This is a genomic window from Bacteroides zhangwenhongii, assembly GCF_009193325.2.
Lineage (GTDB): Bacteria > Bacteroidota > Bacteroidia > Bacteroidales > Bacteroidaceae > Bacteroides > Bacteroides zhangwenhongii.
Genome location: NZ_CP059856.1, coordinates 1,121,498 through 1,147,249, shown reverse-complemented (window position 1 = coordinate 1,147,249; position 25,752 = coordinate 1,121,498). Strand labels below are relative to the sequence as shown.

Annotated in this window: 21 protein-coding genes; 11 read left to right on the top strand and 10 right to left on the bottom strand. The window is 43.5% G+C overall.

Going from position 1 to position 25,752, the window contains the following annotated elements:
• Positions 1-14 precede the first annotated feature (14 nt).
• Entirely contained in the window at positions 15-821 is an 807-nt protein-coding gene (locus GD630_RS04510; RefSeq protein ID WP_143864672.1) for a polysaccharide biosynthesis/export family protein, read from the bottom strand.
• Between the two features lie 39 nt (positions 822-860).
• The gene (locus tag GD630_RS04505) at positions 861-2,267 is read right to left on the bottom strand and encodes an undecaprenyl-phosphate glucose phosphotransferase (RefSeq protein ID WP_143864673.1); all 1,407 of its coding nucleotides are present in this window, start codon (positions 2,265-2,267) and stop codon (positions 861-863) included.
• 447 nt (positions 2,268-2,714) lie between these two features.
• On the opposite strand from GD630_RS04505, the gene GD630_RS04500 reads away from it, so the two are divergent.
• Both GD630_RS04500 and GD630_RS04495 read left to right on the top strand, forming a co-directional pair.
• On the top strand, positions 2,715-3,344 hold the full coding sequence (locus tag GD630_RS04500) for a BT4734/BF3469 family protein (RefSeq protein ID WP_143864674.1): 630 nt from the start codon (positions 2,715-2,717) through the stop codon (positions 3,342-3,344).
• Positions 3,345-3,366: 22 nt separating this feature from the next.
• Positions 3,367-5,199, top strand: a complete 1,833-nt coding sequence (locus GD630_RS04495; RefSeq protein WP_143864675.1) for a DUF3987 domain-containing protein — start codon at positions 3,367-3,369, stop codon at positions 5,197-5,199.
• A gap of 133 nt (positions 5,200-5,332) precedes the next feature.
• Here GD630_RS04495 and GD630_RS04490 read toward each other — a convergent pair whose 3' ends face one another.
• A complete protein-coding gene (locus tag GD630_RS04490; RefSeq protein WP_004297475.1) occupies positions 5,333-5,551 on the bottom strand; it encodes a DUF4248 domain-containing protein in 219 nt (72 codons plus the stop codon).
• Between the two features lie 220 nt (positions 5,552-5,771).
• Here GD630_RS04490 and GD630_RS04485 point away from each other — a divergent pair, with 220 nt between their 5' ends.
• On the top strand, positions 5,772-6,260 hold the full coding sequence (locus tag GD630_RS04485; RefSeq protein ID WP_143864676.1) for an HU family DNA-binding protein: 489 nt from the start codon (positions 5,772-5,774) through the stop codon (positions 6,258-6,260).
• Between the two features lie 92 nt (positions 6,261-6,352).
• Here GD630_RS04485 and GD630_RS04480 read toward each other — a convergent pair whose 3' ends face one another.
• The 3 genes from GD630_RS04480 to GD630_RS04470 all read right to left on the bottom strand — a co-directional run bounded on the left by GD630_RS04480 (position 6,353) and on the right by GD630_RS04470 (position 8,998).
• Entirely contained in the window at positions 6,353-7,102 is a 750-nt protein-coding gene (locus GD630_RS04480) for a polysaccharide biosynthesis/export family protein (RefSeq protein WP_007759252.1), read from the bottom strand.
• A gap of 27 nt (positions 7,103-7,129) precedes the next feature.
• Entirely contained in the window at positions 7,130-7,708 is a 579-nt protein-coding gene (locus GD630_RS04475) for a UpxY family transcription antiterminator (RefSeq protein ID WP_007759250.1), read from the bottom strand.
• 342 nt (positions 7,709-8,050) lie between these two features.
• The gene (locus GD630_RS04470; protein WP_007759245.1) at positions 8,051-8,998 is read right to left on the bottom strand and encodes a tyrosine-type recombinase/integrase; all 948 of its coding nucleotides are present in this window, start codon (positions 8,996-8,998) and stop codon (positions 8,051-8,053) included.
• Positions 8,999-9,180: 182 nt separating this feature from the next.
• On the opposite strand from GD630_RS04470, the gene GD630_RS04465 reads away from it, so the two are divergent.
• On the top strand, positions 9,181-9,513 hold the full coding sequence (locus GD630_RS04465; RefSeq protein WP_143864677.1) for a type II toxin-antitoxin system RelE/ParE family toxin: 333 nt from the start codon (positions 9,181-9,183) through the stop codon (positions 9,511-9,513).
• The gene (locus tag GD630_RS04460) at positions 9,491-9,796 is read left to right on the top strand and encodes a helix-turn-helix domain-containing protein (RefSeq protein ID WP_143864678.1); all 306 of its coding nucleotides are present in this window, start codon (positions 9,491-9,493) and stop codon (positions 9,794-9,796) included. The genes GD630_RS04465 and GD630_RS04460 overlap by 23 nt, the downstream gene beginning before the upstream one ends.
• A 49-nt stretch (positions 9,797-9,845) precedes the next feature.
• On the opposite strand, the gene GD630_RS04455 is transcribed toward GD630_RS04460, so the two are convergent.
• Positions 9,846-10,817 (bottom strand): type I phosphomannose isomerase catalytic subunit, encoded by a 972-nt coding sequence (locus GD630_RS04455; protein WP_007759244.1) that lies wholly within the window; start codon positions 10,815-10,817, stop codon positions 9,846-9,848.
• 164 nt (positions 10,818-10,981) lie between these two features.
• Here GD630_RS04455 and GD630_RS04450 point away from each other — a divergent pair, with 164 nt between their 5' ends.
• From GD630_RS04450 to GD630_RS04430, 5 genes are all read left to right on the top strand, one after another.
• On the top strand, positions 10,982-12,079 hold the full coding sequence (locus GD630_RS04450; RefSeq protein WP_143864679.1) for an aldose epimerase family protein: 1,098 nt from the start codon (positions 10,982-10,984) through the stop codon (positions 12,077-12,079).
• A gap of 50 nt (positions 12,080-12,129) precedes the next feature.
• The gene (locus GD630_RS04445; RefSeq protein ID WP_007753700.1) at positions 12,130-13,440 is read left to right on the top strand and encodes an MFS transporter; all 1,311 of its coding nucleotides are present in this window, start codon (positions 12,130-12,132) and stop codon (positions 13,438-13,440) included.
• A gap of 38 nt (positions 13,441-13,478) precedes the next feature.
• Positions 13,479-14,633 (top strand): galactokinase, encoded by a 1,155-nt coding sequence (gene galK / locus GD630_RS04440; protein WP_007753699.1) that lies wholly within the window; start codon positions 13,479-13,481, stop codon positions 14,631-14,633.
• A gap of 255 nt (positions 14,634-14,888) precedes the next feature.
• Entirely contained in the window at positions 14,889-16,040 is a 1,152-nt protein-coding gene (locus tag GD630_RS04435; RefSeq protein WP_238482963.1) for an AAA family ATPase, read from the top strand.
• Positions 16,041-16,046: 6 nt separating this feature from the next.
• Complete coding sequence (locus GD630_RS04430) at positions 16,047-16,727, top strand: RloB family protein (RefSeq protein ID WP_143864681.1); 681 nt, start codon at positions 16,047-16,049, stop codon at positions 16,725-16,727.
• A gap of 43 nt (positions 16,728-16,770) precedes the next feature.
• Here GD630_RS04430 and GD630_RS04425 read toward each other — a convergent pair whose 3' ends face one another.
• Genes GD630_RS04425 through GD630_RS04415 form a run of 3 tightly spaced genes read right to left on the bottom strand, consistent with a single transcriptional unit; the run spans position 16,771 to position 21,317 of the window.
• Complete coding sequence (locus tag GD630_RS04425; RefSeq protein WP_143864682.1) at positions 16,771-17,760, bottom strand: glycoside hydrolase family 43 protein; 990 nt, start codon at positions 17,758-17,760, stop codon at positions 16,771-16,773.
• A gap of 8 nt (positions 17,761-17,768) precedes the next feature.
• Positions 17,769-19,751 carry an alpha-L-arabinofuranosidase C-terminal domain-containing protein gene (locus GD630_RS04420; protein ID WP_143864683.1) on the bottom strand — a complete coding sequence of 661 codons (1,983 nt, stop codon included), beginning with the start codon at positions 19,749-19,751 and terminating at the stop codon, positions 17,769-17,771.
• A 24-nt stretch (positions 19,752-19,775) separates the two neighbouring features.
• Entirely contained in the window at positions 19,776-21,317 is a 1,542-nt protein-coding gene (locus GD630_RS04415; RefSeq protein WP_143864684.1) for an arabinan endo-1,5-alpha-L-arabinosidase, read from the bottom strand.
• Between the two features lie 156 nt (positions 21,318-21,473).
• Here GD630_RS04415 and GD630_RS04410 point away from each other — a divergent pair, with 156 nt between their 5' ends.
• Positions 21,474-25,739, top strand: a complete 4,266-nt coding sequence (locus GD630_RS04410) for a hybrid sensor histidine kinase/response regulator transcription factor (protein ID WP_143864685.1) — start codon at positions 21,474-21,476, stop codon at positions 25,737-25,739.
• The last annotated feature ends 13 nt before the right edge of the window (positions 25,740-25,752 follow it).

Sequence of the window (25,752 nt, the reverse complement as noted above, 5' to 3'; positions counted from 1 at the left end):
TTTATTTTTAAGATTTATCTTAGTATAGTTAATAAAAAATTGGTTATTGAAAGCAAAATAGAAACACCTGAGAACCACAGACCAGTACTAGCCCCAATATCCGAATTCTTAGCTTTAGTTTTATTAGGTGTCACATAAATTATATCATTCTGTTGTAGTTGATAATAAGGAGACAGTACCGTTTCGGCCTTATTCAAGTCCATAGTAATAATCTCCTGCTTATTATCTTGTCCTGTCCGGATCAATTTCACATTATCACGCATACCATAAATGGTCAAATCACCTGCCATTGCGAGAGCTTCCAGTAAATTAATCTTCTCGTTAGAGACTACAAAGCTGCCTGGCCTCGTAACCTCCCCCAACACCGAAATCCGATAATTAACAATACGCACAGTTACAAGCGGCACTTCTTTCAAATAAACCTTCAACTTATCTATAATCAGGTTTTCTATTTCCAGTTTAGTCAATCCACCTACATGAATCTCGCCCAACACCGGAAAATTGATATTCCCCTGATTATCTACCAAATACTGTTGTAGAGCAGATGACGCGGTTCCTTGTCCCACCGTCTTTCCCTCTGTTCCACTAGCAGTACCCGAATTTACCAGATTGAAAGGTGCAGCCAGTTCCGGAGTAGAACAAGACACGGCAATCGTCAACAAATCCTTTGGCATTACCTTCACACCTGTCTGACGAACACTCTGTTCTGTATCATTTACAAAAGCTGTATCTTGTAAATAAGGTACTTTCTTGTATGCCTGGCAAGATACCAGCAAAAAAGCAAGTAACAAGCCAAGAATCAATCCAGCCATTTTTTTCATAAGCGCCTATAATTTTTAATTTTTAATCTTTTAATTATTTCAATACGCCTCTTTATCCCCACGGAGTACATTATATACAGTCTTATACATGATATATAAGTCTAGAATGAACGTCCAATGCTCGATATACCAGATGTCACGTTGCACACGTCCTTCCATCTGCCAAAGCTCTTTCGTTTCTCCACGAAAGCCTGTCACTTGTGCCCAACCTGTAATACCCGGTTTCACAAAATGACGAACCATATACTTGTTTATCAAATGAGAATATTCTTCTGTGTGCTTCAACATATGCGGACGGGGACCCACTAAAGACATATCCCCTTTCAGTACATTAATAAATTGAGGAAGCTCATCCACATTCGTCTTGCGAATCAAACTACCGATACGGGTTTTACGAGGATCACATTCCGTAGCCTGAAGCGTATCACTTTGTGCATTCAACCGCATCGAACGAAACTTATAGCACCAAAATTCACGACCATCCTCACCACTTCGTTTCTGTTTGAAAAAGACAGGTCCGGGAGAACTTATCTTTATAGCCAGTCCCACAATGATATATATAATCGGGAAAAGGGTACAAAGGAACAGTAGCGAGCAAATAATATCAAAGCTACGTTTCACAATGCGATTTTCCAATAACTCTAGTGGCTCACGACGGATAGAAAGTACCGGAACATTACCTAGCATTTCAAAATGCATTCTCCGTTTCAGATAGTTCCGAACATTGGGAACACTGAAAAAACGAATCAGATGGTTCTCACAATAGTTGATAACCGGTACAATTTCAGCACTACGGGCAGAAGGAAGACTGCAATAAAGCTGGTCTACCTTTCCCGCATTACGGGCTAAATAATCAACGGCTTCGCAAGGCTGTCCCAAATATGTTATATTCACAGGATAGCGGTCTGATGGAGAATCTTCAAAATATCCCAGTACACGATACCCGGATGTCGGATCATCCGTCATGGAATGATAAAGTTCCTGCATATTTTCATGGCTACCCACCAGCACTACCTTCCGGACATTTTTCCCACTTTTGCGATAAAGCTCCAGAATAGTTCGAAACGTCAGGCGATAAGAAATAATAACGATAATGAGAACTACGCAAAATGCCCCCAGCTGACGCAAGTTAACACATTCAAAATGGAAAATGTATGAAAGACCCAGCACCATCAATACAAAAGGAATCATGTTCCGTGCCACCCGAAGCATGATTTGCTCCGGACGAACCACCGGGCGATGAAGGATCACTCCGGAACGAATGTTGCAAACCAGATAACATAAAGTCATCAAAGCCATGTTCTGGAAAAGAGGCATGGAAAACTCAAAAAGGGAATGGTTTCCCCAAAGAGAATCGAACACCCACAACAGTAAGTTCAGTAAGATGATGTCCCCTGAAAGGACAAAAGATTTTAGGACTTTATTAAAACGTTGGACTTCCTGCATTACTTTATTCTTGATTTAGACTTTCATCCATATCCTCATTTTTCTCCCTATATTCAATATAAAGTTCTCCCCATTCCACCATTTTGGCTCGAAACTCTTCTTTTGTGAGATTGTCATAGTAATAGGAAAAAAGACGGGTAAAATCACTTAGACGTAAATCTCCCCAGATATCATCTTGTAATAAGTGGGTTTTCCCATGTGGATTTCTTTACGCATAGCCTCTATTGACAAGTGAGCACGTTCAAACTCCTCTGCGATGAAATGACCCAGTACGGGATGACTAAATTTTTTCATGTTTATAATTTTATTAATTGTTAAATACATTGTGTTATACGTTAATTTTATGCATATCCGTTCAGATATGTCTGAACGATATATTTAAAAGCTATTTCTACCTTCGCACCGCGTTTTGAAAAGTCAAAGCGATAATCAAAAAATACAAATGTTATGACAAACGATTTTAGAATGTCTTATTTCATGCCTCCCATTGCTCCCATCAAAAATGAACAGGGAAGGATTGTTACTCCTGCAACACTTATTCCCTCCTGTGAAGTCTCCGTAGAGCAAGTTTTTCAAATGATAACCTGCAACGAGAATCTCAAAATTCTGACCGAACAAGTACGCAATTCCGCAGATATACGAGCAGCAAAAGCATCACTATTGCCTTATGTGACTCCCTGTGGTATGTTCTCGCGTCGCAACAGCAAAAGTTTCGTAGCTTCTTCACATCTGGTGGTGGTAGATATCGACCATCTCGATTCCTATCAGGAGGCAGTGGAAATGCGCAGCACATTGTTTAATGACCACCTTCTGCATCCTGTACTCACGTTTATCAGTCCCAGCGGACGGGGTGTAAAAGCATTCGTACCCTACGATCATTTACCCATGGCTAACGACACAGACAGTATCATCGAAAATATGAAACTGGCAATGATGTTCACCGTGCTGCTCTATGGTACGGAAACACCTCCCCCACTCGGAGAAAAACGTAAAGGGGTAGACTTTTCCGGTAAGGACATTGTAAGGTCTTGCTTTCTTAGTCATGATCCGGGAGCGTTGTTTAGAAACAATCAATAATTAAAAATTATAAATTAAAATTATGGACGAAATTGAATCGTTATGCCGCCTCTGTGAGGCGGTTGAAACTGCAGGAGCGGATATTGCCCCTACGTATGCTGAATATGTACAACTGGCGTTCGCCATCGCAACGGATTGCGGAGAAGCGGGACGCGAGTTTTTCCATCGGTTGTGCCGGGTGTCTGCCAAGTACGAACGGGAACATGCCGAACGGATATTCTCCAATGCACTTACCACCCGGCATGGAGATGTCCATCTGGGCACTGCATTCCATCTTGCTGAAAGGGCGGGTGTAACTCTCTGCAAAGAGGAAATGATGAACCACCGGAAAAATGCAAAAAATGCAGGAAATGCACCGTCCAAAAATCTCACACACACGCACGTATATAATAAGGTGGACAATGAAGAACCGGACGAATCCGAAGAGCTGCAGGACGGGAGTGACCCGAACCAGCCATTGCCCTCTTTCACCGAAGCGGACTGGCCGAAAATCCTGTTGCTCATCATGAGTTATGCCACCAGCCCCACACAACGCGATGTCATGCTGCTCGGAGCATTGACCGCCATAGGTGCCAGCATGGAGCGATATGTGAGATGTCCATACGCCGGCAAACTTCAGTCTCCTTGCCTGCAAAGTTTTATTGTAGCCCCTTCCGCCTCGGGTAAAGGAATTCTTTCGCTTATCCGGCTGCTTGTAGAGCCTATTCATGACGAGATCCGCCAAAAAGTAGCGGAAGAGGTCAAGGCCTACAAAAAAGAGAAAGCTGCCTATGATACCATGGGAAAAGAGCGCTGCAAAGTGGAAGCTCCTCAAATGCCCAAGAATAAAATGTTCCTCATCTCGGGCAATAACACCGGAACGGGTATTCTGCAAAATATCATGGATGCCAACGGCACAGGGCTTATCTGCGAAACCGAAGCGGATACCATCTCCGCTGCTATCGGCTCTGAATACGGACACTGGAGCGATACGCTCCGCAAAGCGTTTGACCACGACCGTTTGTCGTACAACCGACGCACCGACCAGGAATACCGGGAAGTAAAGAAAAGCTATCTTTCCGTCCTGCTTTCCGGCACGCCCGCACAGGTAAAACCACTCATTCCCTCGACAGAGAACGGCCTCTTCTCGCGCCAGCTGTTTTATTATATGCACGGTATATGGACATGGATCAACCAGTTTGAAAGTGGTGAAACCGATCTGGAAGCCATCTTCACAGGCATAGGTCTGGAATGGAAAAAGCAACTGGACCTGATGAAAGCACACGGGCTTCATACGCTCCGGCTCACTGATGAGCAAAAGCAAGAGTTCAATGCCCTCTTTGCCGATCTGTTTTTCCGCTCGGGACTTGCCAACGATAACGAAATGAGTAGTTCCATAGCCCGACTGGCTGTCAATACGTGCCGTATCATGGCAGAAATAGCTATGATTCGTGCACTGGAATGCGACCAGCCTTATCAGTTCAAGGATTCTTCCGCCCCTCTGCTGACCCCTGACAAGGAGATTGCCGTCGATAATATCAAAGACGGTATTATCACCCGTTGGGATGTGACAATCACCGCTGAAGATTTCCATGCGGTGCTGGAACTTGTAACTCCGCTCTATCGTCATGCCACACATATCTTATCTTTTCTTCCTTCCACAGAGGTCAAACATAGAGCCAATGCCGACCGGGATGCACTTTTTGAAATAATGGGCAACCAGTTCACCCGCGCACAGTTGTTGGAGCAGGCTGAAAAGATGAAAATCAAACCTAACACTGCTCTTAGCTGGTTGAACCGTCTGATAAAAAAAGGATTGCTTATCAATACAGACGATAAAGGCGTTTATACGCGCACGCATGTGTGCGTGTGTTAGGGAGCCCTCGGAAAAAGTGCATTTTTTGCATTTATATAACAACAGGACGTTTCATGAATCCTAAAGCGGCGCTTTAGAGGTGGTAAAGCATAGCTTTACGATTGCTAAAGCGGTGCTTTACTTTTCCGCTCTTCTAAGGTTCTCCCAAGGCGTCTACAATCACTCTCACCTCCAACGGGGTGAATGAGCGGCGCTTTGATTCGTAACCTAAGTCGTACAGGCGTTGCAGAAGTCCGGGACATAAAGAGATCCATTTCTTCATCTTTCGATATGCAGCAATGTCAGTTAGTTCCGGAGAATAAAGTTGAGCCAGTTCCATGCGGCCGTAGGCGCGTATTTTGAATTCGTTCATAATGAATAAGTTTCTGATTTACAGTTACAAAAATAACAAAACATATTCACATATCCTACGTTTTTCCATTGAATAACCGACCGTTACTGCGCATAATTGACAACAATCACGTGCAACTGTAGACTATTGATTTCTGCGGGTTTCAGGGTTGTATCTTTGTATCGTCGAAAGGGAAAAGAATCTCCCGGACACAATGTTTAACCCTTTAATTTATTGTTTTATGATTCGTTACAAAATTTATCAAAACCAACAGCAAAAAGGCCTGAATGCAGGCAAATGGTTCGCCCGTGCGGTAAGTGACGAGACGTTTGATTTGACCAAGCTTGCCGAACACATGTCTAAACACAATTCACCGTATTCCGGTGGTGTCATCAAAGGTGTACTTTCCGACATGGTAGACTGCATCAAGGAATTGCTGCTCGACGGCAAATGTGTGAAAATCGACGACCTTGCCATCTTTGGTGTGGGCATCCGCAGCAAGGCGGCTGATACGCTGGAAGATTTTTCATTGGAGAAAAACATCACTGGTATGCGTCTGAAAGCCCGTGCTACCGGTAATTTGTCAACCACCAACCTGAAACTCGACAGCCAGTTGAAACAGCAGACCGAATATCAGAAACCGACAACTGCCGGAGGAGGTTCTGACTCGGGTGATACCCCTGATCCGAAACCGGATGGTGGCGGTGAAGCGCCTGATCCGGCTGCTTAAGGGGATTCACCACAGAGGACGCAGAGGACGCAGAGTTTTTTCACCACAGATTATTTCTTTCCTCTGCGTCCTCTGTGGTGAATAAAAAAGTATTATCTAAGTATATTGACCAGCAAACTGGCAATAGATATCAGGATAGAAAATCCCGAAATCCACATCGTTGTACTTGTTCCGATGTCTGCGCTCTGCGCTTTGACTTTATTGGGAGTGACATACAGGATGTCATTCTGTTGCAACTGATAGTAAGGAGATAATAACAGATCCGCGTCGTTCAAATTGAGTGTAACAAACTGTTTATGCCCATTCTGGTCTTCGCGGATCAATTTTACATTATCACGAACACCATAAATGGTCAGGTCTCCTGCCATGGCAAGGGCTTCGAGTACGTTGATCTGCTCGTTCACTACCGGATAAACACCGGGTGAGGCCACTTCTCCCAAAACTGAAACTTTGAAGCCGGACATACGGACTACTACCGTAGGTCTTTCTTTAACGTATGCTTTCAGTCTCTCCGTGATCAGGTTTTCAGCTTCACGACTTGTTAAACCGTTCAACGGAAGTTTACCTAAAACCGGATAATTGATATTTCCCTGATCGTCCAATAGAAACGTACTGCCTTGCGCATTGAAAGGCTGCGAAACAACCGGATCGGAAGTGGAAACAAGAATGGAAACTTCATCACCCGGTATCAGCCTTGCGTCCTGAACAGGCGCAACTTGCGTATTCGCCTGTTTCAAAATCTCCGCATCCTGCAAGTAAGGTACTTTCTTATAGGACTGGCAAGCCGAAAAAAAGAAAAAAAAGAATATCAGTGCAAAAGCACCGGATAATTTCGTATTCATGTGAATGGTGGATAAATGATGACGGGATTAGTTTTTCTCGCAGATAGCCTCGACATAACCAATAGGCATATTGACACAAGCGCATCCCAGCATATTCAGCCGGACGGCAATCTTGCTTTTGCCATCGACATTGACCAGTTCACCAACCAGTCCGGTCAAAGGGCCCTTGATGACACGTACTTTTTCACCACGTGCCAAAGGGGAACTACTCATACAAATAGCTTCTTCGGAATAATCGAGCATGAAACGGAAACGAGCCATCTGCTCATCGGGAATCACTGCCGGTGTGCTCTCACCTCGCATCACCATATAGCGACTAACTGTAGAAAGAGTTAGAACTTCTTTACGTTCCTTCGGATCGGCATGGACAAATACCATCATTGGAAGAAGAACTGCTTCAACCATCTTACGACGGTCACTCCACTGATGAATCTCCTGCTGGACAGGAACAAAATTCTCAATCCCCATTTTACCTAAATACTCGGCAACCTTCTTCTCATGGTGCATACGAACCAAGGCGACATACCAGCGTTTAGAGTGTGCTACGCCTTCCCCTGTCCCATTACTAGGCCCAGCATTTTCTGATTTTCGGTTTGTTAAAATCATGTTTTTTTACCCCATATACATCCGTTACTTCTTAGGTAACGGATAAAACGCACTTTGACGGTATAGGGAGAATTTACACATACGAATGGGTATAAAAAGGTAAGAGCCTAATAATTAGTAAGAAAAAATCTTGAAATTAGGCAAAAGGAAACATGGAACATGAAAATACTGTTATTTCATGTTCAAGCATTTTTTATTCAAAAAATCGAATAAAACGAAAAAAACTAAAGGATTACTTGTTTACTATCTATGTTTTTGACTATCTTTGCGACAAATTTTAATTCCGTTACCTAAGAAGTAACTACCACTATTCACTATTGATTTATAACACTTTGCAACTTTTTACTTGCCTGAATGGCTATTTTTGATGTAAGATAAATTTCCTTTATTTACCTCTGTCTGTTCCTTAAGTCCGAAGCCTTTCAAATAAGTTTGTGTCGTTTTTATAGATTTATGCCCTAACGCCTCACTGATCATTTCGATAGATACGCCCCTATATTTGGCAATAGTAGCCCAAGAATGGCGTAATGCGTATGAAGTGACAGGTGATTTTAAATGTAGGACTCTTGCCAGTTCTTTCAAATCATTATTAAATTTCCGGAGGGCGGACTGGTATTCCCGATAAGCCCTTTCATCTTTCCGGCTCTTATCCCCGCGAAGAATATCAAACAGGTAGTCGGGACAATTCGGCTGGGGCTCACGCGTATTCCAGAGTCGGTTCATCTTCTCCATCGCACTATCAAGTACTTCCACACACATAATAGTTTTGGTCTTGACACGTTTGTAACGCAGTACATTATTTTCAAGAGCCGACTTTTCCAAATGAGCCAGATCGACGAACGGCATTCCACAGAGCTGAAACATCAGGGAAGCAATGTCCTGTGTACGGCGCAAACGTTCCGATTGGGGATCTTCATACAGAAGTCTATATAACTCGAAGAGAGGTAACGCCTTCTTTTGCCGGACATCGATCCCTGTATAAGCTTCATGAAACAGAGCAAACACATAGGGTGTATTGCCGGCTTTCACGCCACGATTATAGATACTACGAATCATACGCATATACGTAGAAACGGTATTGGGCTTTAAGCCACGCTCACAAAGGTGCTCCTCGTAAAGCCGCAAACACTCACGAGTAATTTGTCTGAACGACACATTGCACGTACCACAAAACTTACTGAACGAAAAAATGGCACTCTGATAAACATGAGCCGTAGAATAACGTCCTTCCTCACGCAAACGACCGATGTAATCATTCGCACATCGGCTAAATCCTTTTTTGTTTTTCATTTACATTACTAATTAATTTATGTATTACACCATTTGGCGAGCAGCAAAAGAACAAATCTTTTCCATGTATTCATCATAAATCACCTAATAAATATAGTTAAATATGAAATTAAAAAATAATATGATAAAGAAAAAGTTAGCCGTTGGTTGTATTTCTATATAACTTTCACTACTTTTGTAGTATGAAAAAGATAATCGCATACAAGCACTATTTTTCCGACTTCATTTCGACACTATCGAAAGAAGAATGTGGAAAAATTCGTCGCGCGCTGGATTTATTCAAAGTAGAGAATAAGATACCCAGACACTTTATTAAATTCATACGTGATGGGATTTATGAATTTCGTGTAAATTACGGGAATAATGAGTTCCGCATCTTTTTCGCCTATGACGGGGATACAATTGTAATTCTGTTCAACGCATTCAGGAAAAAAACACAGAAAACGCCTGATTGTGAAATTAAAAAAGCAATAAAACTAAAGGAGGAATATTATGACGCTAAAAGAAATCAGTAAAGACATCTACGACGTAGATACTTGGTTGGATGAGGGTCTTGGCAAAGAAGGAACTCCCGAACGTGAAAAGAACCGGGAGAAAGCATGGGAAGAATATAATGCCCAAATCCTATTAGATGCTCGTAAAAACGCAAGATTAACGCAAGCGGAGCTTGCTAGACGAATAGGAGCTGATAAGGGATATATATCCCGTGTAGAAAGAGGGCTTACAGTTCCCACCGTTTCTACCTTGTACCGCATCGCAGCAGCTATGGGACTGACCGTAGAGTTACGCCCAATATAAAATGAGCCGGAATTCAGTACTCCGGCTCATTCTTTAGTTTAATCATACATTATACGTACGTTTCCAACAGTTTCACATTACCTCCTACGGGAGTAATAGTGACATCCTGCGTCGTAGCAGGTAGCAAGATTGATTCTCCCGCATTGACTGTCAGTTCATTGCCTTCATTATCTTTCATTACGCATGATCCCTCCATACAGATAAAGATCACGAATGAGTCGAGTTCCGAATAATCGCAACTGATTTCTTCAGTCATGTCATACAAAGAAGTAGTGAAGTAAGGACAAGCCACCAATTCCACCGGTTCATCCTTCAAAGGTTCATACTTCGTGCGATAATCATCCAATACCTCATAGTTGATGGCTTCACGGGCTAAATCAGTGTGAAGCTCACGGGTTTTACCATTCGCATCTTTACGGTTGAAGTCATAGATACGGTAAGTGATGTCGGAAGTCTGCTGAATCTCGGCGATGAATGAACCTGCCCCGATACTGTGCACACGCCCGGCAGGAAGAAAGAACACATCACCCGGATGAATCTCGTATTCCTGCAATACGTCAGTGATCGTATTGTTCAACACACGTTCTTTATATTCTTTCGGAGTAATCTGTTCGGAAAATCCCGAACGCAACTTTGCTCCTTTGTCGGCATCTACCACATACCACATTTCTGTCTTACCCATTGAATTATGGCGTTTCTTCGCCAGTTCGTCTGTCGGGTGTACCTGGATGGACAAATCCTGTTTAGCGTCGATAAACTTGATGAGCAACGGAAATTTGTTTCCGAAACGAGCATAGTTCGCTTCTCCCACCAATTCCTCGCGATACCTTCTTACCATATCAGCCAAGGTTAAACCTTTGTCCGGGCCATTCGCCACAACGGACTCATTGTCTTCAACGCCGGAAATCTCCCAGCTTTCTCCTACTCCCTTCAAGTCAGCGTTCAGATGCTTGAACGGAATAATTTTGTCGCCCCCCCAAAGCGTCTGCTTCAGAATGGGTTCGAATTTTAATGGATACATTTTTGTTTTTCTTGTTATAAACTTAGATTAAATTCGCTCGGATTGTTTCAATCCGGGAACAAACATACGAAAAATAGTTCAAATTTTAGACTATATTTAATAGGAATATTTGTGAGTAAGAAAGAATTTCCTTTTATTTGCAGGAAATTTTAATAATACCAGACATGAATAACACATTCCCAACAGAAGGGAATCTATCAGGGCTCAGCCGGAAAGATTTCCAAAAGGAGATAAACAATAAAGAAACTGATTTATTTATCCTCAAAAACAAGAAGGGAATGGAAGTAGCTGTAACAAATTACGGATGCGCCATTCTTTCTATTATGGTACCGGATAAAAACGGTAAGTATGCCAATGTGATTCTCGGACACGACAGTATCGACCATGTAATCAACAGTCCCGAACCTTTCCTGAGTACGACTATCGGACGTTACGGCAACCGCATTGCCAAAGGAAAATTCACCTTGTTCGGCGAAGAACATGAACTCACCATCAACAACGGGCCGAACTCCCTGCATGGAGGACCTACCGGTTTCCACGCCCGCGTATGGGACGCTGTTCAGATTGATGAAGGTACAGTGCAATTCAATTATGTTTCCGCCGACGGCGAAGAGGGGTTCCCCGGTAATCTGGAAGTAGAAATGACTTACCGCCTGGATGACGAGGTGAATGCTCTGAATATTGAATATCGCGCTACAACGGACAAAGCTACAGTAGCCAATCTGACCAATCACGGTTTCTTCAATCTTGCCGGCATAGCCGCTCCCACTCCTACTGTCAACGACCATATCGTTACTATCAACGCTGATTTCTATACACCTATTGACGAAGTTTCCATCCCTACCGGAGAAATAGCCAAAGTAGAAGGTACACCGATGGATTTCCGTACTCCGCACACCGTAGGCGAACGTATCGATGATAAGTTCCAGCAATTGGTATTCGGCGCAGGATATGACCATTGCTACGTATTGAACAAGACAGAGAGCGGTTCGCTTGAGTTGGCCGCGACCTGCAAGGATCCGAAAAGCGGACGTCTCATGGAAGTATATACAACGGAAGCCGGTGTACAGCTTTATACCGGAAACTGGCTCAACGGATTCGAAGGTGCACACGGTGCTACCTTCCCTGCAAGAAGCGCTATCTGCTTTGAAGCTCAATGTTTCCCGGATACTCCGAACAAGCCTCATTTTCCATCGGCTACCTTGCTACCGGGCGATGAGTATCAACAAATCACTATTTACAAATTTTCCGTAGAAGAATAATAATTAAAAAATAACTAACCTAATTTATAAACTAACATTTTTTTTGAACCATGACACAAGAAAAAAAGAACGGTAAAATCATTGCAATCATTACGATGATTTTCCTTTTCGGTATGATTTCATTTGTTACTAACCTTGCTGCCCCCATGGGTATCGTGCTAAAAAACCAGTTCGACGTATCAAACGCATTAGGTATGCTGGGAAACTTCGGAAACTTCATTGCTTATGCAGTAATGGGTATTCCAAGCGGTATACTGCTGCAACGTGTGGGATATAAGAAAACAGCACTTATCGCAGTGGCTATCGGTTTCATAGGCGTAGGCATTCAATTCTTATCCGGTCATTCAAGCCCGGAAATGGCTTTTGCCGTTTATCTGATCGGCGCATTCGTTGCAGGTTTCTCCATGTGTCTGCTTAACACGGTTGTAAACCCGATGTTGAACAAACTTGGAGGTGAAGGCAACAAAGGAAATCAGCTTATTCAGGTCGGTGGATCTTTCAACTCTGTAATGGCTACCATTACTCCGATGTTTGTAGGTATCCTTATCGCCGGTTCTATCGAAAAAGCGACTATCTCTCAGATATTCCCTGTGATGTATACCGCAATGGCTGTATTTGCTTTTGCATTCTTTGTTCTTCTGTTCGTACATATACCGGAACCCAATGCCGCTACTTCAACAGAACCTATTGGAAAATTGATGAAAGGTGCTTTGAAATTCCGCCATTTCATCTTAGGAGCTATTGCAATCTTTGTATATGTAGGTATTGAAGTGGGTGTGCCGGGTACTTTGAATTTGTTCTTGACAGATTCTGTAGAGAAAGGTGGAGCAGGTATAGCGTCTACAATCTCAGGATTCGTAGTAGGAACTTATTGGTTCTTAATGTTGGTCGGACGTCTGGCCGGTGCTTCACTAGGTGCCAAAGTCTCCAGTAAAGCTATGCTTACATTTACTTCCGGCTTAGGCTTGATCTTGGTAATCCTTGCTATCTTCTCATCTACTGAGACATTAGTGAATCTTCCCGTACTTCAACAAAGCGAAACGGGCGGTTTGTCTTTCGGATTTGCCGAAGTGCCTATTAACGCCATGTATCTAGTTTTAGTCGGACTGTGTACTTCCATTATGTGGGGTGGTATCTTTAACCTTGCAGTAGAAGGACTGGGCAAATATCTTGCTGCCGCTTCCGGCTTATTCATGGTATTGGTTTGCGGTGGCGGTATCCTTCCTGTCATTCAGGGTATAGTAGCCGATATCGCAGGTTTCATGCCTAGCTACTGGGTTATTATCGCTGCTCTTGCTTATCTGCTGTTCTACGGTCTGGTAGGTTGCAAGAATGTAAACAAAGATATTCCTGTGGAATAATAATATACTAATTTATTCATCTTTAAAATATCAATATCATGGATACAGAATATGTAAGAAGTCGCTTTATCAAACACTTTGACGGAACTACAGGTTTTTTATATGCTTCTCCGGGCCGTATCAACCTGATCGGTGAGCATACCGACTACAATGGCGGATTCGTTTTTCCGGGTGCAGTAGACAAAGGTATGATTGCAGAAATCAAACCGAACGGTACTGACAAAGTAAGAGCGTACTCTATCGACTTGAAAGATTATGTAGAATTCGGCTTGAACGAGGAAGATGCTCCCCGTGCAAGTTGGGCAAGATATATTTTCGGTGTTTGCCGTGAAATGATCAAACGTGGCGTTGACGTGAAAGGATTCAATACGGCTTTCGCAGGTGATGTGCCTCTAGGTGCAGGTATGTCTTCTTCTGCCGCTTTGGAAAGTACATACGCTTTCGCATTGAACGAATTGTTCGGTGACAACAAGATAGATAAATTTGAATTGGCTAAGGTAGGTCAGGCTACAGAGCATAATTATTGTGGTGTGAACTGCGGTATCATGGACCAATTCGCTTCCGTATTCGGTAAAGCCGGCAGCTTGATCCGTCTGGATTGCCGTTCATTGGAATATCAGTATTTCCCGTTCCATCCGGAAGGTTACCGTCTGGTGTTGATGGATTCAGTTGTCAAGCACGAATTGGCTTCTTCCGCTTACAACAAGCGCCGCCAAAGTTGTGAAGCTGCCGTTGCCGCTATCCAGAAGAAACATCCGCACGTAGAATTCCTGCGTGACTGTACGATGGAGATGTTGGAAGAGGCTAAAGCTGAAATCAGTGCCGAAGACTATATGCGTGCAGAATACGTAATCGAGGAAATCCAACGTGTATTGGACGTTTGCGATGCTTTGGAAAAAGATGATTACGAAACTGTAGGTAAGAAGATGTACGAAACTCATCACGGCATGAGCAAGCTGTACGAAGTAAGCTGCGAAGAACTCGACTTCCTGAACGACTGCGCTAAAGAATATGGCGTAACCGGTTCACGTGTTATGGGTGGCGGTTTCGGTGGTTGTACAATCAACCTTGTCAAGAACGAATTGTATGACAACTTCGTTGAAAAGACCAAAGCTGCGTTCAAAGCTAAATTCGGCAGAAGCCCGAAAGTGTATGATGTAGTAATCGGTGACGGTTCTCGTAGATTGGAATAAAAGACCATCCGGTTGTATCAGATAATTAAGTAGGGCGGCTTTCCGTAATGGAGAGTCGCCCTTTTATATACCAAAATCATTTATGACTGCCACATCATTCCAAAAACGAGAAAATTTCTCATTTTTGGAAGAATATATAAAACTATTCGTATCTTTGCCATGTTCTATAGAATAGATAATTTAATATAAAGCAATATGATAATCAATTTTACAGTAGGTAACTATCGTTCGTTCAGAGACAAAAAAGTTTTGAGCATGGAAGCTACCGCTATTAAAGAATTGAATGAATCGATTATAGAAAGAGACGGTTATAAATTGCTTCCATCGGCCGTTATTTATGGAGCCAACTCCAGTGGAAAAAGTAATTTATTGAAAGCGATTAGAAAATTCAGAGAAATGATCAGTACATCTTCCAAGTTGAACTCTACTGACAAATTAAATATCACCCCCTTTCTATTAAATCCACATACTGTGCAGGAACCTTCATATTTTGAAATTGAACTGCTTATAAACAAACAAATATACACGTATGGTTTCACCGCAGATAACCAAAAAGTATATGAAGAATGGTTATATGTAAAGAAAGGGAAAAACAAAAAAGAAATATGCCTATTCGGCCGGATAGAAGAAGGAATAGGAATAGGAGATGAATACAGTGAAGGAGTAGGATTGGAAGAAAAGGTGCGTGATAACGGATTGTTTTTATCAACTGTCGATTCATTCAACGGTGAAATAGCCGGTAACATTATTTCCGCAATCAATAGTATTGCAATAATATCAGGCATTAATCATGAGTCTTTGTCTACCTTTACAAATAAATTATGTACCCAAGCAACATTTAGTCTCGAATTTCAACAAAAAGTACAAGGTTTTCTAAATTCAATGAATGTAGGATTTACCAAGTTTGAAATTCCTAAAGATGAGAAACTAGCTGAGGAGATCAAAGCATACACGATACATCATTTATACAATGATGAAGGAGAAATTATCGGAGAAACCCGTTTTTCGATGAAAGAACATGAGTCATCAGGAACTAATAAATTATTTGACTTAGCGGCTTTAGTTATCGGTCAATTGGATTTTGGTTATCCGTTAATTGTGGATGAACTTGATTCCAAGCTTCATCCGTTGCTAACCCAACATATAATTAAACTTTTCAATAACCCGAAGACGAATCCTAAGGGAGCTCAACTGATTTTTGCGACTCACGACACTAATTTATTGAATGTAAAAACATTCCGTAGAGATCAGATTTGGTTTACTGAAAAAGATCATTCAGAAGCTACCGATCTCTATTCATTAGCAGAATTCAGAGAGCCGGAAGGAAATAAAATAAGGAAAGACCGGAGCTTTGAAAAAGATTATATTAACGGACGTTACGGAGCAATCCCCTATATTAAAGATTGACATACTATGAGTAAATTACTGCCGAAACATCGGTTTGAGGAAATTAAAAAAGCACAGAGACAGGCGAAGTTAGATAAAAGAAGAAAAATAGCAGTACGTAATGTATCTGTCAGTTTCCTGATCGTATGCGAAGGTGAAAGAACCGAGCCGAACTATTTCAAGGCCTTGATAAAAGACCGTTATTCAGATATTCGTGAAGTAACAATCGAAGGAAAGGGACAGGGAACAGTTAGTCTGATCAAAGAGACTATGGCTATCCGCAACAAATCAAATAAAGAGTTTGACCGAGTATGGGCTGTTTTTGACAAAGATGATTTCAACGATTTCAATGATGCAATAAGACTTGCACACAAAAATCATATTCTTTGTGCATGGTCTAATGAATCTTTCGAACTATGGTATTATCTACACTTTCAATATTTGGATACCGGCATATCTCGGGCTCAATATATTGAAAAAATAGAAAGAGAAGTCCAAAATAAGACGAATGACACAAGTTATCGATATAAAAAGAAATCCCCAGAAACATTTGACATATTGCAGCGTATAGGTAACGAATCATTAGCTATAAAATATGCCCAACGTCTAAGAGAATCCTTTTCCGGAACAGACTATGCATCGCATAAGCCTTGCACTACAGTATATGAATTGGTAGAAGAATTAACACATCCCGAGAAATTGTTATAAAACACCCTAACTTATAACTATATGGCAATAAGTATTATATTTTTTACCGTACCCCTTCCGTTGTCATCTGCATCCTTTTGATTGTACCGTCTTCATTGTAAAACAAGCGATCGATACAGACAGAACGGCGGAAACTGCCACCGAAAGGATTGATAGCGCCGTTGTGGTAAACCATGTACCAATCTCCTTTGAATTCGATGATAGCCTGGTGGTTGGTATTACAGTTACCGGCAAGTTCATTCAGGAGGCCTTTATATTCCCAAGGTCCGTTGATATTGCGGCTCATCGCATAACACATCTTTTCTGGAAATTCGGAAGCGTATGAGAGGTAATACCAATCCCCGCGCTTATGTATCCAGGGAGCTTCCGTATAACGGGGCAGATTAATAGGCATAATCGGACCGTCAAGCTCGATCATGTTCTTTTTCAATCGCGCATAATAACACTGCGTATTCCCCCAACATAGATATGCCTGTCCGTCATCATCAATGAAAACAGTAGGATCAATATCATCCCAAGCAATCTTGGTATATTCTGTCGTCATATCATTGGTTATCAAAGCTGAACCGCGAGCATCCTTGAAAGGTCCGACAGGCGAATCCGACACAGCCACACCGATTGACTTTCCGGGAATCGTCTTATGTTCCACCGTCACATACCAGTAAAACTTACCGTCCCGTTCAATGACCTGACTTGCCCATGCTTCCCCCTTTGCCCAACTGAAATCTTTCGCTTTCAAAGGAACGGGATGCTCCGTCCATGTCTTCAAGTCGGGAGAAGAAAAGACACACCACTCATTGATTAAATAATGCTCATTGGGAGGAGGACACTCATCGTGTCCGCCATAAATATACACTTTCCCATCATGTACCATAGCAGCGGGATCACCTACATACTTATATTTTATAATGGGGTTTCCATTCGCAACAAACGTAGTATCATTCTGCGCCGACAGCCCGGTAAAGGCTGCCAGCACAAATGATAAAACAACTAATCTAACCCCAACTAACCTTGCTTTATTAAAACGAATCATGTTATCCTTTATTTCTTCGTAAATTTATAAACAGCGAATGTGTTCGGCTCCAGCTCGGCAGTAAACACGTGGCCCTGAATAGACACGGGCGTTTCCTTCGGAGTGATGGCAAAAGGCTGTTCAAGCGTATTATCCTTGTCCAAATCAAGTGAGCGAAGCTTGATGCAACGGCCGTCAGATAATACGTCTTGTTTCTTCAAGCCTTCAAATTTCAACGAAACCGGTTGAGCCGTATCGGAAGTATTGGCTACTTTTACGATAAGCTCATTCTTATTCTTGTCGTACACCGCACTGGCGAAAAGCCCGTTCTGTCCTTCAGCTCCCGTCACATTTCTCTTGTTCATGGTAAGCGGAAGAACATTGGTCCCCTTATTATGGGCAAACAACTGTTGCACATAGTAGCTTACAGTGCGTACGGAATTCAGATTGTCGAACCAGATCATGTCCGGACGCCATTGCCATCCTTCCACATGAGCGAAAAGCGGAGCGTATGTAGCCATGTGGACAATATCGGCATTACGTTCCAAACCGGTCATAAAGGCAGCCTCGAGCAAGGCAGCGTGGAAATGATTCCATTTCTTACCTTTACCGTGACAAGCATATTCACCGGCAAAGACTTTCGGACCTTTGCGGTCGTAATTATCATAACGCGCACCTTGAGCCAAGAACCAGCTTTCAGGACGATAGAAATGCTCGTCTACCAAATCAGCTTTCAAGCGTTTCATTTCAGGCCACAGATAATCAAATTCTTTTCCTTCTGAATTAGGGCCGGAACTACCTACAATCTTCATATCCGGATAAGCCTTACGAATAGCCTTGATAAACGGTTCAAGACGTTCCGGATATTCTTTTCCCCATTGCTCGTTACCGATACCGATAAATTTCAGGTTGAAAGGAGCAGGATGTCCCATATCGGCACGCACCTTTCCCCATGTAGAGTTCACATCACCATTGGCGAACTCAATCAGATCGAGTGCATCCTGAATATAACCGTCCAGATCGCAAACGGCAACGTGCGCTTTCGGATCGTTATTCTGGTATTGACAGGAAAGACCGCAATTCAAGATAGGAAGCGGTTCGGCACCCATTTCTTCCGATAACAGGAAGTATTCATAGAATCCCAATCCGTAACTCTGATAATAATCCGGATAGAAACGATGGGTAAAAGTGTACTGCCAACGGTTCTCGTTCAAAGGCCGGTTTTCTACCGGACCCACCGATTTCTTCCAGTCATAACGGGTATTCAAATCAGTACCTTCCACAATGCAACCACCGGGAAAACGGAAGACTCCCGGATGGATATCTGCCAAAGCCTGTGCCAAGTCCTTGCGAAGTCCGTTTTCATGTCCTTTCCACGTATCGACCGGGAAAAGAGAGATATGCTCCAGGTCCACTGTTCCTTTGGAAGTAAGGAAAATACGAAGTGTCGATTTCGGCTGGGTCATACCCGGCTTCAAGATCAGCTGGTACTTCTTCCATTCTTTCGAATCGACTGTCAAGTCAGCGGTGGCAAACGCCTGATGTTCACCCATAGACTTGGTATCCACCAATTCAATCCGCAATGTTTCTTTTCCGTTCCCCTGCGGCAGACGTGCCCAAACAGAGAAACGATACTCCTCCCCTTTTCGGACACCGATACCAAAGAAGCCTTCGTTATCCAGTCCGGTATGTTTATGGGCATGTCCCGGATTGGAAAGACGCACATAATGCGGATTCCGTTCAAAAGGACCGTCGTCCATCAAAGTTACTTTACCGTAAGTTTTCCATCCCATCAGGTTCTGCGGAAACTCAAACGAACGGTTCTTCACCAGTTCGGCGTACAAGCCACCGTCGGCCGCATAGTTGATGTCCTCAAAAAAGAGTCCGTACATGGTAGGCTGGATTTCCGCTCCCAGTTTCTTTGTCTGTATCACCATTTCATTGGTTTGCGCATGAAGTGTCATTCCGGCAGATAAGGCCACTACAGCCAATAAATTTGTGTATCTTCTCATGGTTTTCAATAAAAAATTATATAGTTATTCTATTCTTTTTCCCCAGACAGAACGTCCCCGACTATCGAGTCCGGTAAAGAGAATGGTTTCCGTCTCATTCTCCCAGTCGTGTCCTGCAAAGATAATCAGATTCTCTATCTTCTCCGTACCCAAATCAAGCATTAACAGATGGTTTTCGGTCAAAAAAGACCACTTCCCGCTTGCAAGGACAAACTTTCCCTCCACATCAACCATTTCACCGTTGCAAGTACCGTCTTTCAATAAATGGAAGCGGGAAGAAAGATTCCACTCCTCTTCTTTCAGTTCGCCTTCTCCCCATAGAATCTGTCCGGCTTCCAACTGACGCTCATATCGCGGTTCCTGTACCCGTATGATCTCCCACTCCCCTGCCAGATCGGCTTCGGTGAAGCGATGTGACGGTGTACCTGCATACCTTTCAGGAGAAACAACCGGCCAACCTTCCGGAGTAAAGAACAACTGGCGTAAATGCAGCACCATCAACTGATTCTGCGGAGAGAGGCGTCCCTGATGTGCCAGATAGTAATTTCCTTCCCCATCGGAGAAGACTCCGCAATGAGCCGTTCCCGCCCATCCGGGATGATTCTCAAAACGATAAGGTGCTGTCAGTATCGGAAAATTGTTGGTCGTATCCTTCACTGCTTTACCAAAATAATCGGTAAAAGGACCTTCGGCAGCCTCCGAACGGCTGACACGCAAATTGTATGTCGTCATCAAAGGGTCGTATGAAGTGAACAGATAATACTGCTTCAAACCGGGATGATAGATAATCTCCGGCGCTTCCAGATTATCTTTCCGATAATGGGCGCGGCGGGCTGTCAAATGCCCTAAGTCACCTTCGTTTACAGTCAATCCGGTTTCGGGATTCAGTTCGACACAATAGAGCCCTCCAAAAAAGGAACCGTAGTGCATCCACCATTTGCCGGTGGCATCGTCAACAATCACACTCGGATCAATAGCATTCATGGCAGTGGAATCATCTGTTCTGACAACACATCCGACCTGTGTCCAAGGACCTTCGGGCGAAGCGGATTCAGCCAGGCCGATATAGGATGTTTTACGTCCGAATGCAGACACACAGTAATACAGACGGTATTTGTCTTTATAAGGGATAATATAAGGTGCCCATATATTAGTGGCCCCCTGTCCGCCTGCATGAGTTTGTACCCATTCAACCGCTTCTCCGGGTATCTCAGGGAAAGCCCACCCTAGAAATTCCCAATGTACCAGATCTTTGGAACGACGCATCTGGATGTATCCCAAAGGTACTCCCTTTTCTTGAGCTTCGCGACGGTTCTCACCGAAAATAGCGTCTGTAGAATACATATAGTAATAATCGCCCAGCTTACGGCAGGACGGATCGTGCACATTGTATGTTCCCCATTGGCGGTAGTCTTCCATCTTAGCTACGGATAAATAGTTGTCATCCCAAGGATTCGCAGAAGGGGCCGGTTTAAATACAGCAGTGGTACAGCTTGCGAACAGGCTGCCTGCTAATAAAAAAACGGGCAAAAACAAGTTTTTCATAACATCAGTGTATTTGTTCATCAATCATGGTACAAAAATACGCCCCGTTACACTAATCACAGGTGGACATACGAACACGATTGGTGGACAATACTGCAATCTGCTGAAAAGAAGCCCCCTTCTGTTTTCTCGATTTGAGATTATCTTTTAACTTTGCTCCTATTAATACGTACTTATATGAAAAAACACCTATTCATATTGTTTTTTATCTATCCTGTTCTCTGGATAACAGGTCAAAACCGGACACAAGCACAGGAACGTTTTGCCGACCGATACAATATCACTTATATCACCATGAACGAAGGATTGCCTCATAACTTTGTCGACGATGTGTATAAGGACAGTCGTGGTTTTCTCTGGATATCCACTGCCGGAGGAGGGCTCTCACGTTTCGACGGTTATGAGTTCGTCCATTACAACGCGAGCACTTCCCATTGTAAGCTGAAGAGTAACTTCATCCGCAAAGTGTGTGAAGACACATTCCAACGCCTTTGGATTATCTCCGAAGGAGGTACGGATATCATTGACTTGTCTACGCTAAAGCCTGTCATTCCCCGCAATCCTCAGGGGATACTTTTTAAGATTCTGAAATCACCGGCCACCCATGTCATCACAGACAGTCAAGGATGTATCTGGCTGCATTGCGCCAACGAGCTGCACCGCATCGAGTTCAACGAAAAAGGAGAAGTGAAAATGATTTCCACACTTAGCCCCGTCGTTCCGAATGGACCCGACATTGCTTTGCAGGATATTGATGAAGACGGAAATATATGGATGGGAGTCAATGGGAAAATACACAAGATATCCTTGAACCAACAAGGAGAACTGACAATGGGCGCTATCGCCGAATGTCTTACTTTTGAAGCGGGAACGTATATTTCCGATTTCCTCATGAAGGAAAACGAGGTATGGATTTCCACCGATCGGGGATTGTTCCGTTATAACAAAAACGGAAATGTAGTGAAACAGTATCAACACGATTCAACCAATCCCTATTCCCTTTCCCAGAATTATCTGACGGATCTGGCCATCACTAACGACAAGCAACTGCTGGTGGCAACCCTTCGTGGAATCAACATTTACAATCCGATAACGGATGACTTCGAACGTATCGCCTATGATCTTCCGGGAAACGATTCCAATTCGCTAAACAGTAATTTTATCAATTGCATACTGGCGGAGGAAGACCATATATGGTTCGGCACGGAAACCGGAGGAATCAACCTATTGAATCCCAGACGGTTGTCCATACGCAGCTACCGGCATGATAAAGAGAACTTGTCAAGTCTCTCTTGCAATCCGGTAAATGCCGTTTATGAAGACAAGTATGGTACTTTATGGGTGGGAACGGTAGAAGGCGGACTGAACAGGAAGGAACCGGGCAGCGAACGTTTCACTCACTATACACGTGAATGCGGGGGATTGAGCCATAACTCCGTCAGTGCATTGACAGCCGACCGGAACAACCGTCTCTGGGTTGGAACCTGGGGAGGTGGCATCAATTGGCTTGACCTGAAAACGCCACAATCTGTACAGAAGGTGATTTCCTCACAGACCAGCAACGGGCTTCCTGTCGACTTTATTGGCGCACTAGCCTACGATTCGATTAATAACGGAGTATGGATAGGCGCCAACCAAGGTCTTTATTTTTATGACATAGCGAAGGAAGAACTTGTTTCTCCTCTAGCCGGGCAGGCTGCCGCAAATGTACACGGCTGCATCGGTTCCATCATCGACAGGGATGGCAAGTTGTGGATAGGCTGTCTGGAAGGAGTTTATATTGTCGACCTTCACTCCCGGTCGGCAGAAGGAGAATTCCAATACAGACATTTGAATTATAAACTGGACGACCCGGACTCCCGTCTGATAGAGAAAATCACTTGTTTTTATGAAGCAAAGGACGGCACTTTGTGGCTGGGAAGTAACGGGTTCGGCATTTATAAACGGATCATCGACCCAGAAGGGAAAGAAAAATTCGTCTCCTATAATACGACACACGGACTGCCCAATAACAGTGTGCGGGGGATATTGGAAGACAATAACGGAAATATATGGATAGGAACCAACTATGGTTTATCCTGCTATCATCCGGTAGAAAACCGTTTTATCAATTACACGAAATATGACGGTTTGATCGATACCCAGTTTTATTGGAATGCTTCCTGCCGTTCATCACACGACTTGCTATATTTCGGCAGCGTAGGCGGGTTGGTTGCCATTGAGAACAATCGTCCATCCATGCCCGTAACTCCCGTCAAAGTACGCTTTACCCGTCTGAGAATAGGTAATGAGGAGATACTGCCCGGAAATGAATATTTACCGCAGAATATTGCTACTACTACGGAGTTAAAGCTACATGAGAAAGAAAAATCCTTTTCTCTGGAGTTCTCCGCACTTAACTTTGAATCGGGCAATGCGGCGGTTTACAGTTACCGGCTGGTGGGATTCGACGATAAATGGGTACAGGTGCCCGGCAACCGACGCTTCGCCAGCTACACCAATCTGCCTCCGGGAAAGTATACGTTGCAGGTAAAGTACACACCCGACGGAGAAAGTGAGGGAGCAAACATCACGGAGCTGAAAATAACAATTGTTCCTTACTTCTATAAGAGTGTCTGGTTTATCCTGTCAGTCATCGTCCTTATCGTCATAGGAACATGGCAATTCTATCAATGGAGAATCCGTACATTGAAACGTCAGAAAGAGTATCTGCATCGCACTGTGGAAGAACGTACCCACGAGTTGGAACAACAAAAGCAGCTTCTGGAAAATCAGACAGAAGAACTTTCACGGCAGAACCGGATGCTGACACAGCAGAATGAGAAAATCACCAGGCAGAAAGCGCAGCTTGTCCGTATGTCGCGCAAGGTGCAGGAGCTGACACTGGATAAGATTTCTTTCTTTACCAATATCACTCACGAGTTCCGTACTCCGATCACATTGATTATCGGACCGATCGAGCGTGCATTGAAGTTGAGTTATAATCCGCAAGTAATCGAGCAGTTGAATTTTGTGGAACGCAACTCCAAATATTTATTATCCCTGGTCAATCAGCTTATGGACTTTCGGAAAGTGGAATCCGGAAAACTGGAGATTGTAAAGACACGGGGAAATTTCCTTAAATTCATAGATTCACTGGTCACTCCTTTTGAGGTATTCGCAGGAGAACGGAATATAGTGTTGAGACGTTACTACCGAATGGAAACACCGGAGATTCTGTATGACGAAGAAGCGATGCACAAAGTGATAACGAACCTGTTGAGCAATGCCATAAAGTTTACACCAAACGGAGGAACGGTATCACTTTATATTTCTGCGCTCACTGCGGCAGACGGACAGAAGAAAATATATATCTGCGTAAAGGATACGGGGGCGGGTATACCGGAGGAGGATCTTAACCGAATTTTCAATCGGTTCTACCAATCACAGAACCAAGTAAAATATCCGGTCTACGGTCAGGCAGGTACAGGTATCGGACTTTATCTCTGCAAACGGATCGTACAGATGCACGGCGGAGAGATAAAGGCTCTCAATAACCGTCATGCAGGTTGTTCGTTCCGCATTTTTCTCCCCTTGCAGCAGGAAAGCGAGCCGGATGGCAAGACAATCATTATCGATCATAACGATGCGGAAACGGTTCCTGTGCAATCTTCCGACACTCCCAAAGAGAAAGAAGCTCTGACGATTCTGATTGTGGAGGATAATCCGGATATGAGGGGCTATATACGTTCCATCCTCCGCGAACAATATCATGTACTGGAAGCCGCGAACGGAGAAGAGGCTTTGCATATTCTCAGCAGCAATCCGGTAGATTTCATTATCAGTGATCTGATGATGCCTGTCATGGACGGTATCGAGCTTTCGCGACGGGTAAAGGAGACATTTGCCATTTCGCATATACCTTTCCTCATGCTGACGGCCAAGACCTCACAGGAGGCAAGACTGGAAAGTTATCGTATGGGCGTGGACGAGTATCTGCTGAAACCTTTTGACGAAACGTTGTTGCTTACACGCATTCAGAACATTCTGGAAAATCGGAAACGGTATCAGCGTAAGTTTACGCTGGATATGGATGTGGATGTACTGAATATGGAAGAGGAGTCCGGCGATAAGAAATTCCTGAACCAGGTTATGGAGGTTATCAAAGAGAACTATAAAAACTCATATTTTGAGGTCAGCGATTTCTGCGAAGCGGTAGGCGTAAGCAAAAGTCTGATGAATAAAAAGTTGCAGAGCCTCATCGGCCAGTCTGCCGGACAGTTCATACGGAATTATCGTCTGAACATAGCAAGGGAGCTGATTCTGAAAAACAGAGAAACCAAGAATATGAATATTGCGGAAGTTGCCTACGAGGTAGGATTCAATGATCCGAAGTACTTCACACGGTGCTTCACGAAACAGTTCAATGTGACGCCGAGCGGGTTGATGAATCATGAAGAATAAAACATAGAGCCAT